Below are 14073 nucleotides of genomic sequence, written 5' to 3'. Positions count from 1 at the left end.
AGGTCCCCATGAGCTTCGAACCCGACCACTACCGCATGGGCTGGAACTACCCGGCCCCCATCCTCACCGGCCCCGGCCGCGTCCGCGAGCTCCCGGGGCTGTGCCGGGAACTCGGCATGACCGCGCCACTGTTGGTCACCGACCCCGGGCTGGCCGGACTGCCCATGGTGCGCGACATCCTCGACCTGGCCCGTGCCGAGGGCCTGGCCATCGAGGTATTCAGCGAGATCAAGGGCAATCCCACCGGGGCCAACGTGCTGGCCGGGGTGGCCGCCTTCAACGACGGCGGCCACGACGGGGTGATCGCCTTCGGCGGTGGCTCGGGACTCGATGCCGCCAAGGCCGTGGCGCTGATGGCCCGCCAGCGCGAGGGGCTCTCGCTGTGGGCGCTGGAGGACGTGGGTGACAACTGGACCCATGCCGACGGGGCGGCCATCGTGCCCTGCGTGGCCGTGCCCACCACCGCCGGCACCGGTTCCGAGGTGGGGCGCGCCTCGGTGATCACCGACGAGGCGGCCCACGTCAAGCGGATCATCTTCCACCCCGGCATGGTGCCGGACCGGGTCATCCTCGACCCGGAGCTCACCGTCGGCCTGCCGTCGGCCATCACCGCGGCCACCGGCATGGACGCGCTCTCCCACTGCCTGGAGGCCTGGTGCTCGCCGACGTTCCATCCCATGGCGGAGGGCATCGCCGTGGAGGGGGTGCGGCGAGTACGCGACTTCCTGCCCCGGGCCTTCGCCGACGGCGGAGACCTCGAGGCGCGCATGAACATGCTGGTGGCCTCGAGCATGGGCGCCACCGCCTTCCAGCGCGGGCTGGGCGCCATGCACGCCCTGGCCCACCCCCTCGGGGCCCTGCACGACGCCCACCACGGCACCCTCAATGCGGTGCTGATGCCCTATGTGCTGCGCGCCAACGAACGGGCCATCGGCGAACCCATGGTGCGCCTGGGGCGCTACCTCGCCCTGAACCAGCCCGGGACGGCCAGCGTGATCGACTGGGTGCTGGACCTGCGCGAGCGGCTCGGCATCCCGCACACCCTGGCCGAGCTGGGCATCGATAGCGGGCGCGCCGACCGGGTGGGACGCATGGCGGTGGAGGACCCCTCCTCGGGGACCAACCCCGTCGCCTTCACGGCCGACGAGTACCGCGACCTCTTCGTGGCGGCCGTGGAGGGCCGGCTCTGAGCGAGGCGGTCGGCGGGCCGGTTGCGCGCCTGGTCGCGCGGAAGAGGGGGGCGAGATGACGCGGGGAGGGCAGGGCATGGTGATCGGACTGCTGCAGTGTGACGACGTGGCGCCGGCGCTGCGCGGGCGCCATGGTAACTACCCCGAGATGTTCGAGGCGCTGTTCCATCGCGTCGACCCGAGCCTGACGTTCCGGGTCTGGCGCTGCCTGGACGGCGAGATTCCCGACGACGTCGAGGCGGTGGACGCCTGGCTGACCACGGGGTCGAAGTTCGGGGTCAACGACGACCTGCCCTGGATCGCCGAGCTCGAGGCCTTCGTGCGCGCCCTCTGGGCGGCGGGCAAGCCGCTGGTGGGCATCTGCTTCGGCCACCAGCTGATGGCCCGGGCGCTGGGCGGCGAGGTGGAGAAGAGCGGCAGGGGCTGGGGCGTGGGCCTGTCGTTCAACCGGGTCAGCGAGCGGGCCGACTGGATGGTGCCCTGGCAGCCGGGACTCGACCTGCTGGTGAGCCACCAGGACCAGGTGGAGCGGCTGCCGGAGGGCGCCCGGGTGCTGGGCGGCAGCGACTTCTGCCCGGCCTACCTGATGCAGGTCGGCGAGCACTTCCTCGGCGTGCAGGGCCATCCCGAGTTCACCCGGGCCTACTCCCGGGAGCTGATGGCGCTGCGCGCCGACCTGGTCGGCCACCACCGGGTGCGTGAGGGGCAGGCGTCGCTCTCGGCGCCAGTGGACAACACCCTGATGGTGCGCTGGATCCTGGCCTTCATGCGTCGGGCCATCCAGCTGCGCGGGAGCGCTGCCCAGTCCCGGCCCTGATGGTCGGGGCCCGAACGTACGACCGGGGCCCTGAGGCCCCGGTCGTATCGGCTGGCGCTTTATCGTTCGAATCACTCCGTACCGAAGTACTTCTCGTGAATCTCCTCGTAGGTGCCGTTGTCCTGCAGAGTCTTCAGGGCCGCATTGAAGGCCTCGGCCAGTTCCTGGTCGCGCTGGCGGAAGGCGATGCCGAAACCTTCACCGAAGTACTCCTTGGGCTCGGTGATCTTCTCGCCGACCAGCTTGTAGTTTCCGGCCTCGCTGTCGAGCAGGGTGGACTTGCCGATCGGGAAGTCAAGGAACACCGCGTCGAGGCGGCCGGAGTCCATGTCCAGCACCATGTCGTCGGCGGTGGCGTAGCGGTTGACGTCGGCCACGTCGCCGTACAGGTCAGTCACGTAATTGTCCTGCAGGGTACCGCGCTGCACGCCGAGGGTCAGGCCGTCGAGGGTCTCCTCGGACGGGCTGCCGATCTCGACGTCGCCGGGGGCGAACCAGGCCGACGGCGGGGTGATGTAGGGGTCGGAGAACAGCACCTGATCGCGACGCTGCTCGTTGATGGTCATCGAGGACATGATGGCGTCGTACTTGCGCGCCTGGAGGCCGGGGATGATGCCGTCCCAGCCCTGCACGACCCACTCGCACTGGATGCCGATCTCGGCGCACAGGGCGTTGCCCAGGTCGATGTCGAAGCCGGTCAGCTCGCCCTCGGGGGTGCGGTACTCCATGGGCTCGTAGGGCACGTCGACGCCGATGCGGATGTCGCGGACCTCGGCGCTGGCGCTGCCGGCGACCAGGGCGGCGCCGAACACGCCGAGACTCAGGATCTTGTGTAGTTTCATGGGTGTCTTCCCGTGTTGTTGGTGGATTCACCTCGTGGGTGACGACGGAACCACGATAGCGGATGCCCGGGCCCATCGGAAGGGGGAACCGGCCGCTTTCAAACGCCGGTTCCCAACGCCTGTTTTACGCTCACCGTCGTCGCCTGTCAGCCGCTGGCCGGCTTGAGGTGTGCCAGCAGGCGTCGTTCCAGGTAGCGGAACAGGTAGAGGATGGCGAACGTCAGGCAGAGATAGATGGCCGCGACGAAAAGGAAGGCATCGAAGGGCGCGTAGTAGCGCGCATAGACGAAGCGGGCTGCCCCGGTCAGGTCCATGATGGTGACCACGCTGGCGATGGCGCTGGCGTGGAGCATGAAGATCACCTCGTTGCCGTAGGCGGGCAGGGCGCGCCGGAAGGCACTGGGCAGCACGATACGCCTCAGCATCAGCCCCCGCGACATGCCGTAGGCCCGCGCCGCCTCGATCTCCCCGCGGGCCGTGGACTTGATGGCCCCGCGGAAGATCTCGGTGGTGTAGGCCGCGGTGTTGAGGGTGAAGGCGATCAGCGCCGGCACGAAGGGCTTCTCGAGGATCACCCACAGCCAGGTCTCCTGGATCCCCTCGACGAACACCACGCCATAGTAGATCAGGTAGAGCTGCACCAGCAGCGGCGTGCCACGGAACACGTAGCAGTAGAGGAAGATCGGCAGGCTGATCCAGCGGTGCTTCGAGCCGCGGCCGATGGCCAGCGGTACCGCCAGCACCAGGCCGATGATCAGCGAGAGGAATACCAGCTGCACGGTGGTGACCAGGCCCTCGCCGTAGTAGCCGAGGGTCTGCAGGGTGAAGATGCTGTTGTCGGCGAGCTGGGTTTCCAGCCAGGTCATCAGGGCTTCCATCAGTCCGCCTCCCGGTAGCCGACGTCATAGCGTTTCTGCAGCCGTGCGAAGCCCCACTCGGAGACCGTGGCGATCAGCAGGTAGACGGCGGCGACGATGATCATGAAGGTAAAGGGCTCGCGGGTCGCCTTGGAGGCCTCGGCGGCCACGCGAACCATGTCGGTGAGGCCGATCACCGAGACCAGGGCGGTGGTCTTGAGCAGCACCATCCAGTTGTTGGAGAGCCCCGGAATGGCGTGGCGCATCATCTGTGGGAAACGGATACGCCGAAATACCAGCCAGTGGTTCATGCCGTAGGCACGCCCGGCCTCGATCTGGCCGCTGTCCACCGCCAGGAAGGCGCCGCGGAAGGTCTCGCCCATGTAGGCGCCGAAGATCAGCCCGATGGTGATAACCCCGGCGACGAACTCGTTGACGTTGATGAAGATATCCCACCCGAAGCGCTCGTAGAGCTGGTCGGTGACCATGTTGATGCCGATCTGGCCGCCGAAGAACATCAGCATCATCAGTACCAGGTCGGGCACGCCGCGGATGACGGTGGTGTAGACGGTGCCGATGCGATGGGCCAGCCAGTTGCGTGACATCTTGGCGCTGGCCGTCAGCAGGCCCAGCACGATGGCAAGGATCAGCGAAAGCACTGCCAGTTCGATGGTGATCAGGGCCCCTTCCGCGAGACGCGGGCCGTAGCCGTGCAGATCGATCATGGATGTCTCCTCGTCCGGGTCGCCTCAGTGCTTGGGCGCCAGGAACTGCTTGAGTCGTTCGGAGCTCGGGTTGCCCAGGACTTCATCCGGCGGGCCGGCTTCCTCGACTCGCCCCTGATGCAGATAGATCACCTGGGAGGAGACGTCACGGGCGAAGGACATCTCGTGGGTGACCACGATCATGGTGCGGCCCTCTTCGGCGAGGTCGCGCATCACCTTCAGCACGTCGCCGACCAGCTCCGGGTCCAGCGCCGAGGTAGGCTCATCGAAGAGCATCACCTCCGGGTCCATGGCCAGTGCCCGGGCGATGGCGCCACGCTGCTGTTGGCCACCGGACATCTGGGCCGGGTAGTAATCGGCGTGCTCCCCCAGGCCCACCCGTTCGAGCAACTGCCGGGCATGGGCGATAGCCTCCTTCTTCGGCTTGCCGAGCACATGGATCGGGGCCTCGATGACGTTTTCGAGCAGTGTCATGTGGGCCCAGAGATTGAAGCTCTGGAAGACCATGGAGAGCCTGGCGCGCATGCGCACGACCTGCTTCCAGTCGGCCGGTTCGCGGCCGTGCTTCGTCTGCTTGAAGCGGATCTCCTCGCCGTGGACGATCACGTCGCCCTCGTCGGGTTGCTCGAGCAGGTTCATGCAGCGCAGGAAGGTGCTCTTGCCGGAACCTGAGGCGCCGATCAGGGTGATCACATCGCCCTTGTGCGCCTTCAGTGAGAGGCCCTTGAGGACCTCGGTGTCGCCGAAGCGCTTGGTGATGTTGCGCACTTCCAGCGGAATCGGGGTATCGGCCATGGAACGGGCTCCAGATCGTGGGCGGTCCGCCGCATCGATGATCAACCGGCGCGGGCCGGAGATCAAAACCGGGGATCAAAACCGGGAATCAAAAAGAGGGCGATTCTAACAGGCCGGAGGATTTCCGGAAGGAGGCTGCGACCAGCCGGGTACTCTATCGCGGTCCAGGGCGGGGATGGCATGGGGCATGGGGATTCTCCTGGCGATTGTTGTTGTCGATTGCTGTTGTGGGGTGCCGGTGGGGCGGCGTCACTCCGGGGGTGGGCTGGGTACCACCAGCAGCGCCGCCCGGGCGCCGATCTCGACCTCGGCGTTGGGAAAGACGACCGACAGCGGGGTTTCGCCGACCCGGGTCTCGCCGGCGACGGCGTCTTCCGCCAGCCGGGTGCCCGGCAGGAACTCGCTGAAGTTGGGCGTATCGTCGGGAAAGCAGAGCCGGAACGCCTCGCTGTGGCGCAGCAGCTCATGCTCGGCGCGGAAGAACGTCATGGCGCGGGGGTCGCCAGTGGCGGGCTCACGGCCTTCTATAAGTGCTTCGAGCAGCCGGCCCATGGGGGCCAGGGGGGGGAGGTCGTTGTGGCCGAATGGCAGGGCGCGGCCCAGTTCCAGGGTGAAGGCCGCTGCGCCATGGTAGTGCTTCGCGTAGTGCGAGAAGGTCCAGCTGTGGCGGTGCTGGTGCAGCACCGCCTGGATGCCGGCGGCGGCCAGCCAGCGCCACTGCTCGGGGGGCGTGGCTGTCTCGGCGAAGGGCTCGACCACGAAGCGCGGGAAGCGGCTGTCACGGATCGCCGTGTGCAGGTCGTAGTGCAGGCGCTCCCGGCCGGGATGGCGGGCGTAGAAGGCGTCCACCTCGGCCATCAGCGCCCGGGCCCGGTCGGGCTCGTCACCCGCCTCCTCGAGGTCGCGGCGGAACAGCCGGTTGAGGTTGGTGGCGACATAGCGCTCGCCGCGCCGGATCGCCTCGGGGTTGCCCAGGATCACCAGCAGCGGGGCCCCCAGGCGCAGCAGCCCGGCCTCCAGCCGGGCGAGGACCTCGCCCAGCAGCTCCATGGGGGCCGTCTCGTTGCCGTGGATACCGACCGAGAGCACGCAGGCCCTCGCGCCGGCCGAGGGCGCATCCGGCACGAGCTCGAGTACCCCCGGGGCGAGCAGCCGGAAACGCCCCCCGGCGACCCTGCCCTCGGCGTGCGAGGGGGCGCGTCCCTCCAGGCCCTGGTCGAGCCACTCAGCCAGCATGGTCGGGACGGGCGTCGGTGGACTCGAAGATCCGGTCGGCGCTGGCGGCGACGAAGCCCTGGTAGAGCCGGCCGTCGGCATCCGGGTAGCGCCGGGCGAACTCGTAGTAGCAGGTGGGGATCTCCTCGACCCGACCGCCGGAGAAGGTGAAGGGCATGCGATCGGCGAGCGTCGAGGCCTGCTCCAGCAGCACCTCGGGGGAGCCCTTGATGCGACCGCCCGAAGCATTGATGCCCAGTCCCAGCGACTCGACCTTCGCCAGCAGCTTCTCCAGGGTGTCGTGGTGGCGCAGGTGGTTGACGCTGATCGTGAAGTGGTTGGCCCGCAGCCCGATGATCGACAGCCAGGCGGCGTACTCGCTCTCCTCCGCCAGGGTCCGGTATTCCCCCCAGGTCGGCGTCTCCCAGAGCCGGCCTGCCCACATCACCTCGGGCGAGTCGATCCGGGCGGGATCGATCTGGGCCACCAGCTCGTCGATGATCTCCTGGGCACGGGCCGAGAGCTCGCGGCACTTCAACTCCGAGAGGAAGACCCTGGGCTGGTTCTCTCGCGGTGGCAGGTAGCCCCAGGCACGCAGCTTCTTGGCCTCGAAGTCGTAGGGTTCGAGCCGGGTGTAGCCCAGCGCCAGCAGGTGGGGTTCCAGGTCGGCCAGCCGAACGGGTCCGCGGTCGAAGGTGCGGAAGGCCACGTGGTCGTTGACGATGGTCTCGCCATCGGCGACCAGGGCGTCGTGGATGCGGCTCGCCTGGGGCGTCATGGCGGTGTAGTCGTCCCAGAGGCGGGCGAAGAACTGCTCGAGGCTCATCTCGGAAGGCATTTGGACACCTGTTGTCGATGTTGTGGTGACTGCCGACACCATCCCGTCCGTCGCCGGTGGACTCAAGGGCGAGGGTCGGTCGGATGAAAGTGGTGGGGCCCAGGGTGAAAATCCGCGCCCGGCCAGGGGCCGAGACGCGCGCTGTCCCATCGAACCGCGGCGAGGCCGTGACCTTTGCACGATGGGTAACGGAGCCTTGCGCGGCTAGACTGGCGGTGCCGCCTGCCCCAGGAGACTGCCATGACCGACCATGCCCGCCACCTCGATGCCCACTATGATGCGCCTGCCGAACGAGGCGGGCAAAGCCTGACGACGCGACTGCGGGCGGCCTTCCGTGAGGCGGGGCGCGACCCCGACCGCCTCACCCTGGACGAGGTCGCCGGCATCGACCAGCTGCACCTGGGCGGGCGGCGGGCCAGCCGTTCCCTGGCGGCCCTGGGGGGGCTTGCCCCGGGCAGCCGGGTGCTGGATGTGGGCTGCGGCACCGGCGGGGCGAGCCGACTGCTGGCGGAGGAGTTCGGTGCCGAGGTGACGGGCCTGGACATCACCGCGGCCTTCGTCGAGGTGGCCGGCTGGCTGAGCCGCGCCACCGGCCTCGATGACCGGACGCGCTTCCTGTGCGCCGATGCGGCGCACACGCCGCTGGCGGATGGCGCCTTCGATGCGGTGTGGTGCCAGCATGCGCTGATGAACATGCCCGACATCGCCGCGGTGCTCGCCGAGTGGCAGCGACTGCTGGTACCGGGCGGCACGTTGCTGCTGCACGAGGTGGTGGCCGGCGGCGACCCCTCGCCGCTGCGCCTGCCGGTCCCCTGGGCACGCCGCGTCGAGACCAGCCACCTGCGCTCCCGGCACGCCCTGGAGGCTCTGCTGGCAGAGGGTGGCTTCGCCCCGGTGGTGGTGCAGGACGTCACCGAGTCGGCGCTCGCCTGGCGACGCAAGCACAGCCGCCGGGAGGGCGAAGGCGCACCGTCGGGGCCCGCGCTGCCCGGGCCGGCGCTGATCTTCGGTGAGGTCTTCGCGGAGATGGGGCGCAACCTGCGCGACAACCTGGCCGCGGACCGGGTGCGTATCCTCGAGGGCGTATGGCGCAGGGCGTGAAGGTTCGATCAGGTCGATCGATAGCGTCGAGTATCTTCGCTTCCTTTCGTTTCTCCGATCCTGCACTGGAAATCGCCACAGGACGGAACGACGAGAGGAGGCGAGACCCGACGAGCTGGCCGATTGACACCGGCTCCGAGAAACCCGCTACGTGAAGGTCCCGCCCGGCTATCCTCACGGCATAGCCGGGCGGAGCCTTATGGTGCGTGCGGGGGAGAGGGCTTATTGCCCGCGCGGGCCGCGGACCAGGTAGCTGAGCGGATGCAGCACCAGCCAGGTGATCAAGGCAACGCCGAGTGCCGCCGCGATCAGCGCGGCCCAGTCGGTGAGAGTAGCCACCAGGCCGAGCCGGGAGTAGGTCAGCATGGGCAGCCACCACAGGGTCGAAAGCCCCGCCAGCAGGGCAGCGATACCGGCCGGCAGGCAGCGGTAGTCGGTAAGGCGATAGCCGCGCAGGCGGCCGATCAGTTGTGCCAGCACCAGCAGGGCCAGGATCGCCAGGATCAATGGCAGGAAGGGCGGGATGGCATGGGACAGCACCGCGAAGATGCCGGCAAGGGTAAAGTTCATGGCATCTCTCCTCAGACGCGGCCTTCGAGCATGGCGTAGTAGGCGGGCTGCAACATGTAGTCCTTGAGCACCCAGGCTGCCCAGGACTCCTCCTTCGGGTCGATGAACGAGAAGGAGGGCATGAAGGCCATGTCGTTGTCGTAGCCGAACTCCACCAGCATCGCCGTGCCAATATCGGTGATCAGCGGGCAGGAGGTATAGCCGTTATGGCGGGCGGGCAGCGGCTTATCCTCCAGGAAGGCAGCGATGTTCTCCTCGACCACCGGGGCCTGGGCCTTGACGCTGGCGGCCGTCTTGTTGATCGGCGCGCCGATCACGTCACCAATGCCGAACACCTCCGGATAGCGGTTGTGCTGCATGGTGTAGATGTCGGTATCCAGCCACTCGCCGGCGAAGGCGCCCTCCTTCGCGATCAGATCGCTGGCCTTGACGAAGTCTGGCGCGCTCATCGGTGGCACCACGTGGATAAAGTCATAGTCGCGGGTTTCCGTGTTGCCGTCGCGCCCGGTGAATTCGGCCTGGCGGGCCTGCGGATCGATGGCGGAAAGGTACTGGCCGTGGTGGCGAGCGATGTTGTCGCGATCGAAGCGCTGCTTGAGAAAGTCGTTGATCCAGGGCTGGCTGAACATGCCGTCGCTGGGAGTGAAGTAATCCAGGGCGAAGTCGTCCCGATTACCGGTTATCTTGATGCGCGACTGGGTGGTGAAGGCCATCTTGATGGGCGCCCCGGCGCACTTGATGGCCGTCTGGGGATTGGTGAAGAGCCCCTGGCCGCCGCCGATGGCCAGCCATTTGTCGATGGCATCGCTGGTGCGGGCCGCTTCTTGTGGGCCGGCATAGACGCTGCCGATGCCGTGGTTGCCGATCAGGTCCGTCGACATGCCCTCGATCCGGTGATAGTTGAGCTGCAGGCCCGTGGCGACCACCAGGATGTCATACGTCAGGGTGCTGGCATCTGCCAGGGTGATGCGGCGCTCATCCGCATCGACGCCGACGGCGGGCTGGCGGATCCAGTCGATGCCGCGGGGCATGAAGTCGGCATTGAGTCGCAGGGTTCTGTCGGGCTGCCAGACGCCGGAGGCGACCAGGGTCCAGCCCGGCTGGTAGTGGTGGGTCTCGCGGGGCTCCACCACGGTAATGCGGGCGCCGGAGAGGCGCATGGCCAGGCGATTGGCCATGGACATCCCGGCGGCACCACCGCCGAGGATGACGATTCGGGCACGGGTGGAGACGGTGTTGGCCTGCAGGCCGGAAAGTGGCATCAGGGCGGCGGCGCCGGCTCCGATGCTCAGCTTGAGCAGCTGGCGGCGATCCAGGCGGGGGGATTCGAGGGGGGGTGTCATGTCAGGACTCCTGCGCAAGGGGGTGACAGCCTTGCCAAATCCTTATGGCTATAAGTTTATAACCTATATTTATTTCTCGTGTACATCCTCCCTTGGCATGCGGTAGCTTGACGCAAGTCAGGATTCCGACCCCTTTCCTGCATGCGATGATCACCGGCCGGGAGGAGGGGCTCGACGAGGAGATGATCGAGCGCCGCTCCCGGGGGATGCCGGGCGCAGGAACGACGACGGCCACCGCTGGGGCGGTGGCCGTCGTGCATCATGACAGTGGGCTCGGTCAGCCGGCGATGCGCTCGGCGATGGCACGGCCCAGGGCCTCGGTGGTGCCCTGGCCGCCGACATCCGGCGTCAGCACCGCCTTGTCACCCTCGGCGAGCACCGCCTCGAAGGCATCGACGATGGCCTGGCCGGCCGCCGGGTGGCCCAGGTGCTCGAGCATCATGGCGGCGGACCAGACCTGACCGATGGGGTTGGCGATACCCTTGCCGGCGATGTCCGGGGCGCTGCCGTGGACCGGCTCGAAGAGGCTCGGGAAGTGGCCGTCCGGGTTGATGTTGGCCGAGGGGGCGACGCCGATGGTGCCGGTACAGGCCGGGCCCAGATCGGAGAGGATGTCGCCGAATAGGTTGCTGGCCACCACCACGTCGAACCAGTCGGGGTGCATCACGAAGTTGGCGGCGAGGATGTCGATATGGAACTGGTCCACCGACACTTCGGGGTAGTGCGCCCCCATCGCCTTCACGCGCTCGTCCCACCAGGGCATGGTGATGGCGATGCCGTTGGACTTGGTGGCCGAGGTGAGCTTCTTGCGAGGGCGGCTTTGGGCCAGCTCATAGGCGTACTTCAGCACCCGGTCGACCCCGGTGCGGGTCATTACCGTCTCCTGGATCACCACCTCGCGCTCGGTGCCCTCGAACATCTTGCCGCCGACGCTGGAGTACTCGCCCTCGGTGTTCTCGCGCACCACGTAGAAGTCGATATCGCCGGGTTCACGATCCGCCAGGGGGCTCTTCACGCCCGGCAGAAGCTTGCAGGGGCGCAGGTTGACGTACTGGTCGAAGCGGCGACGGAACTGCAGCAGCGACCCCCATAGGGAGATATGGTCGGGGACCGTCTCTGGCCAGCCCACAGCACCGTAGAAGATGGCATCGGCGTCCTTGAGCTGCTCGAACCAGTCGTCGGGCAGCATCTGGCCGTGCTCGGCGTAGTAGTCGCAGCTGGCGAAGTCGAAATGCTCGAGCTCCAGGTCGATGCCGAAGCGCGCGGCGGCGGCCTCGAGGGCGCGAAGCCCCTCGGGCATCACCTCCTTGCCGATGCCGTCTCCGGGAATGACGGCGATGCGATGGGTCATGGAATGCCTCCTGGGGGTGCATGGGTCGTGCCTGCCAGTCTAGTCCTGCACGGAGGAAAGATAATCGAGGTATTATTCAACTCATTGTTGAACGGGAGTGGAGAATGGCATGACGTCCCTCGATGACCTGGCGTTCTTCCGCCGCCTGGCTCATGCCGGCAGCCTCACCGCCACCGCCCGCGAACTGGGCCTGTCGCTGTCGGCGGTGAGCAAGCGCCTCAAGCAGCTCGAGGCCCGGCTGGGCGTGGAGCTGGCCAGCCGCACCACCCGGCGCCTGGCCCTGACCGCCGAGGGAGAGCGCTACCTGGCGCGGGGCGGGATGATCCTCGAGGAGCTCAGCGAGCTCGAGGAGTCCCTCGGCGAGCATCGTGCCGAGCTCTCCGGTCCGCTGCGGGTCAATGCCACCTTCGGCTTCGGCCGTCGCCACGTGGCCCCGCTGCTCTCGGCCTTCTGCCGGGACCATCCCGGCATCGAGGCGAGCCTGGAGCTCTCCGGCTTCCCGCTGAGCCTGGGCGACCAGGCCTTCGATATCGGCATCCGCGTGGGCGAGCCGCCGGACTCCCGGCTGGTGGCCCGCCGGATACTGGCCAACCGCCGTGTGCTCTGTGCCGCCCCTGCCCGGGTGGCGTCCCTGCCGCCCCTGTGCTCGCCGGCCGACCTCTCGGGGCAGGCGTGCCTGCTGCTGCGCGAGAACGACAGCGACTTCGCCGTGTGGCGCTTCCAGCGCCGCGACGACCCCACGGTGGAGCAGGCGGTGAAGGTGGCCGGCCCGCTGGCCAGCAACGACGGCGAGGTGATCATGCGGCTGGCGCTGGACGGGCACGGTATCGCGCTGCGTTCCTGGTGGGACGTGCACGACCACCTGGCCCGCGGTCGCCTGGTCGAACTGCTGCCCGACTGGCAGGGCGTGCGTGCCGATTTCCATGCGGTCTACCGCCAGCACCGGCATGTACCGGCGCGCATCCGCGCCTTCGTCACCTATCTTGAACAGGAGATGGCCAGCCGCGTGCCTACCCGGCAGAATGTCGCCACCGCCAGTCGAGGAGCCCTGTTTCCGTGAATGTGCTGATGTTCACCAATACCTACCTGCCCATCGTCGGCGGGGTCAGCGAATCGGTGCAGCGGCTCAAGCGCCAGCTGCAGGCCGCCGGCCACCGGGTGCTGGTGGTGGCGCCGCGCCTGCAGGGGCAGCCCCGCGAGGAAGACGATGTGGTACGGGTGGCGGCGGTGCAGCACTTCAACGGCAGCGACTTCTCGCTGCCGGTACCGATCCCCGGCCAGCTCCACGAGGCGATCGAGGCCTTCGATCCCGACATCGTGCATGCCCACCACCCCTTCCTGCTCGGTGATACGGCCGCCCGGGCGGCGGAGACCTATGGCCTGCCCCTGGTCTTCACCCATCACACCCTCTACGAGCACTACACCCACTACGTGCCCGGCGACTCGCCGCGCATGCAGCGCTTCGCGGTGGCGCTCGCCACCCAGTACACCTGGCTGTGCGACGAGGTGATCGCGCCCAGCGAGAGCATCCGTGACCTGCTGCGCCGGCGCGAGGCCAATCCCCGCATCAGCGTGGTGCCGAGCGGCGTGGATACCGCGCGATTTGCCCTTGGCGATGGCCGGGACTGGCGCGGGCGACTGGGCATTCCTGATGGGGCCTACGTGATCGGCCACCTGGGGCGCCTGGCGCTGGAGAAGAACCTGGCGTTCCTGTCCGAGGCGGTAGCCGAGGCGCTGGTGGGCGAACCCGGGGCCCACTTCCTGGTGGTGGGCGAGGGCGAGGCCCGCCGCGATATCCAGGCACTGGCCGAGGCCCGGGGCGTGGCGGGACGCCTGCACTTCACCGGCCGCCTGCAGGGCCAGTCGCTGATCGATGCCTACCACGCCATGGACGTCTTCGCCTTCGCCTCCCACAGCGAGACCCAGGGCATGGTGGTGGCCGAGGCCATGGCCGCCGGCCTGCCGGTGGTGGCCATCGATGCCCCCGGGGTGCGCGAGGTGGTGGCCGATGGCCGCAACGGGCGGCTGCTCGCCGGGGACGACGTGGATGCCATGGCCGAGGCGCTGGTCGCCCTGGCGGATCCCGGTGTCCGCCTGCCGCTGGCCGAGGCCGCCCTCGAGACCGCCGCCGACTATGACGAGGGGCACTGCGCCGAGCGCTGCCTGGCGGTCTATCGCCTCGCCATCGCCCGCGGTGGCCCCTTCACGCATGCCGACGAGGGCGGCTGGGAGCGGGTGCGCCACCGGCTGGGGGCCGAGTGGCAGATGCTACGCCATCGTGGCCGCCTGTTGCGCCACCTGGTGCAGGAGGAGTGGGAGCAGGATCGCCCCACCTGGTGGCCCGGCCACCGGGCGCAGGACGAGAGCGAGCTGCCGCCGAAATAGCCCTGTCAGCGGGCGCCTTTGCTGCTGGGAAAGCGACAGCAGAC

At 68.3% G+C, this 14073-nt stretch carries 14 protein-coding genes; 5 read left to right on the top strand and 9 right to left on the bottom strand.

What is annotated here, in order from left to right; all coding sequences use genetic code 11:
* Positions 1 to 8 precede the first annotated feature (8 nt).
* Both M8009_RS08840 and M8009_RS08835 read left to right on the top strand, forming a co-directional pair.
* On the top strand, positions 9 to 1190 hold the full coding sequence (locus M8009_RS08840) for an iron-containing alcohol dehydrogenase (protein ID WP_250060457.1): 1182 nt from the start codon (positions 9 to 11) through the stop codon (positions 1188 to 1190).
* A 76-nt stretch (positions 1191 to 1266) separates the two neighbouring features.
* Entirely contained in the window at positions 1267 to 2007 is a 741-nt protein-coding gene (locus M8009_RS08835; protein ID WP_250060456.1) for a glutamine amidotransferase-related protein, read from the top strand.
* A gap of 71 nt (positions 2008 to 2078) precedes the next feature.
* Here M8009_RS08835 and M8009_RS08830 read toward each other — a convergent pair whose 3' ends face one another.
* The 6 genes from M8009_RS08830 to M8009_RS08805 all read right to left on the bottom strand — a co-directional run bounded on the left by M8009_RS08830 (position 2079) and on the right by M8009_RS08805 (position 7279).
* Complete coding sequence (locus tag M8009_RS08830) at positions 2079 to 2849, bottom strand: transporter substrate-binding domain-containing protein (RefSeq protein WP_250060455.1); 771 nt, start codon at positions 2847 to 2849, stop codon at positions 2079 to 2081.
* Positions 2850 to 2995: 146 nt separating this feature from the next.
* The gene (locus M8009_RS08825; RefSeq protein WP_250060454.1) at positions 2996 to 3727 is read right to left on the bottom strand and encodes an ABC transporter permease; all 732 of its coding nucleotides are present in this window, start codon (positions 3725 to 3727) and stop codon (positions 2996 to 2998) included.
* Positions 3727 to 4431 (bottom strand): ABC transporter permease, encoded by a 705-nt coding sequence (locus M8009_RS08820; RefSeq protein ID WP_250060453.1) that lies wholly within the window; start codon positions 4429 to 4431, stop codon positions 3727 to 3729. The genes M8009_RS08825 and M8009_RS08820 overlap by 1 nt, the downstream gene beginning before the upstream one ends.
* A 24-nt stretch (positions 4432 to 4455) precedes the next feature.
* Entirely contained in the window at positions 4456 to 5226 is a 771-nt protein-coding gene (locus tag M8009_RS08815) for an ABC transporter ATP-binding protein (protein ID WP_250060452.1), read from the bottom strand.
* Positions 5227 to 5475: 249 nt separating this feature from the next.
* A complete protein-coding gene (locus M8009_RS08810; RefSeq protein WP_250060451.1) occupies positions 5476 to 6462 on the bottom strand; it encodes a succinylglutamate desuccinylase in 987 nt (328 codons plus the stop codon).
* A complete protein-coding gene (locus M8009_RS08805; RefSeq protein ID WP_250060450.1) occupies positions 6452 to 7279 on the bottom strand; it encodes a DUF1338 domain-containing protein in 828 nt (275 codons plus the stop codon). Before M8009_RS08805 ends, M8009_RS08810 begins: the two co-directional genes overlap by 11 nt.
* A gap of 240 nt (positions 7280 to 7519) precedes the next feature.
* Here M8009_RS08805 and M8009_RS08800 point away from each other — a divergent pair, with 240 nt between their 5' ends.
* Positions 7520 to 8380, top strand: coding sequence for a class I SAM-dependent methyltransferase (locus tag M8009_RS08800; RefSeq protein WP_250060449.1), 861 nt, complete (start codon positions 7520 to 7522; stop codon positions 8378 to 8380).
* A 222-nt stretch (positions 8381 to 8602) separates the two neighbouring features.
* Here the strand turns inward: M8009_RS08800 and M8009_RS08795 are convergent, their stop codons facing one another.
* From M8009_RS08795 to M8009_RS08785, 3 genes are all read right to left on the bottom strand, one after another.
* A complete protein-coding gene (locus tag M8009_RS08795) occupies positions 8603 to 8950 on the bottom strand; it encodes a hypothetical protein (RefSeq protein WP_250060448.1) in 348 nt (115 codons plus the stop codon).
* A gap of 11 nt (positions 8951 to 8961) precedes the next feature.
* A complete protein-coding gene (locus tag M8009_RS08790) occupies positions 8962 to 10293 on the bottom strand; it encodes an NAD(P)/FAD-dependent oxidoreductase (RefSeq protein WP_250060447.1) in 1332 nt (443 codons plus the stop codon).
* Between the two features lie 277 nt (positions 10294 to 10570).
* On the bottom strand, positions 10571 to 11644 hold the full coding sequence (locus M8009_RS08785) for a tartrate dehydrogenase (RefSeq protein ID WP_250060446.1): 1074 nt from the start codon (positions 11642 to 11644) through the stop codon (positions 10571 to 10573).
* A gap of 109 nt (positions 11645 to 11753) precedes the next feature.
* Between M8009_RS08785 and M8009_RS08780 the strand changes: the two genes are divergently transcribed.
* Both M8009_RS08780 and M8009_RS08775 read left to right on the top strand, forming a co-directional pair.
* The gene (locus tag M8009_RS08780; RefSeq protein ID WP_250060445.1) at positions 11754 to 12704 is read left to right on the top strand and encodes a LysR family transcriptional regulator; all 951 of its coding nucleotides are present in this window, start codon (positions 11754 to 11756) and stop codon (positions 12702 to 12704) included.
* A complete protein-coding gene (locus M8009_RS08775) occupies positions 12701 to 14029 on the top strand; it encodes a glycosyltransferase (RefSeq protein ID WP_250060444.1) in 1329 nt (442 codons plus the stop codon). The genes M8009_RS08780 and M8009_RS08775 overlap by 4 nt, the downstream gene beginning before the upstream one ends.
* The last annotated feature ends 44 nt before the right edge of the window (positions 14030 to 14073 follow it).

The organism is Halomonas gemina (genome assembly GCF_023554995.1).
In the GTDB taxonomy this organism is placed as follows: Bacteria; Pseudomonadota; Gammaproteobacteria; order Pseudomonadales; family Halomonadaceae; genus Halomonas; species Halomonas gemina.
This window is presented reverse-complemented; position numbering and strand designations above follow the sequence as displayed.

What these genes read in the sequence shown, in the direction of transcription:
- M8009_RS08835 (WP_250060456.1), top strand. Translation starts at nt 1,267, where the DNA reads ATGGTGATCGGACTGCTGCAGTGTGACGACGTGGCGCCGGCGCTGCGC.
- M8009_RS08840 (WP_250060457.1), top strand. Translation starts at nt 9, where the DNA reads ATGAGCTTCGAACCCGACCACTACCGCATGGGCTGGAACTACCCGGCC.
- M8009_RS08825 (WP_250060454.1), bottom strand. Translation starts at nt 3,727, where the DNA reads ATGGAAGCCCTGATGACCTGGCTGGAAACCCAGCTCGCCGACAACAGC.
- M8009_RS08815 (WP_250060452.1), bottom strand. Translation starts at nt 5,226, where the DNA reads ATGGCCGATACCCCGATTCCGCTGGAAGTGCGCAACATCACCAAGCGC.
- M8009_RS08830 (WP_250060455.1), bottom strand. Translation starts at nt 2,849, where the DNA reads ATGAAACTACACAAGATCCTGAGTCTCGGCGTGTTCGGCGCCGCCCTG.
- M8009_RS08790 (WP_250060447.1), bottom strand. Translation starts at nt 10,293, where the DNA reads ATGACACCCCCCCTCGAATCCCCCCGCCTGGATCGCCGCCAGCTGCTC.
- M8009_RS08795 (WP_250060448.1), bottom strand. Translation starts at nt 8,950, where the DNA reads ATGAACTTTACCCTTGCCGGCATCTTCGCGGTGCTGTCCCATGCCATC.
- M8009_RS08780 (WP_250060445.1), top strand. Translation starts at nt 11,754, where the DNA reads ATGACGTCCCTCGATGACCTGGCGTTCTTCCGCCGCCTGGCTCATGCC.
- M8009_RS08820 (WP_250060453.1), bottom strand. Translation starts at nt 4,431, where the DNA reads ATGATCGATCTGCACGGCTACGGCCCGCGTCTCGCGGAAGGGGCCCTG.
- M8009_RS08785 (WP_250060446.1), bottom strand. Translation starts at nt 11,644, where the DNA reads ATGACCCATCGCATCGCCGTCATTCCCGGAGACGGCATCGGCAAGGAG.
- M8009_RS08810 (WP_250060451.1), bottom strand. Translation starts at nt 6,462, where the DNA reads ATGCTGGCTGAGTGGCTCGACCAGGGCCTGGAGGGACGCGCCCCCTCG.
- M8009_RS08805 (WP_250060450.1), bottom strand. Translation starts at nt 7,279, where the DNA reads ATGCCTTCCGAGATGAGCCTCGAGCAGTTCTTCGCCCGCCTCTGGGAC.
- M8009_RS08800 (WP_250060449.1), top strand. Translation starts at nt 7,520, where the DNA reads ATGACCGACCATGCCCGCCACCTCGATGCCCACTATGATGCGCCTGCC.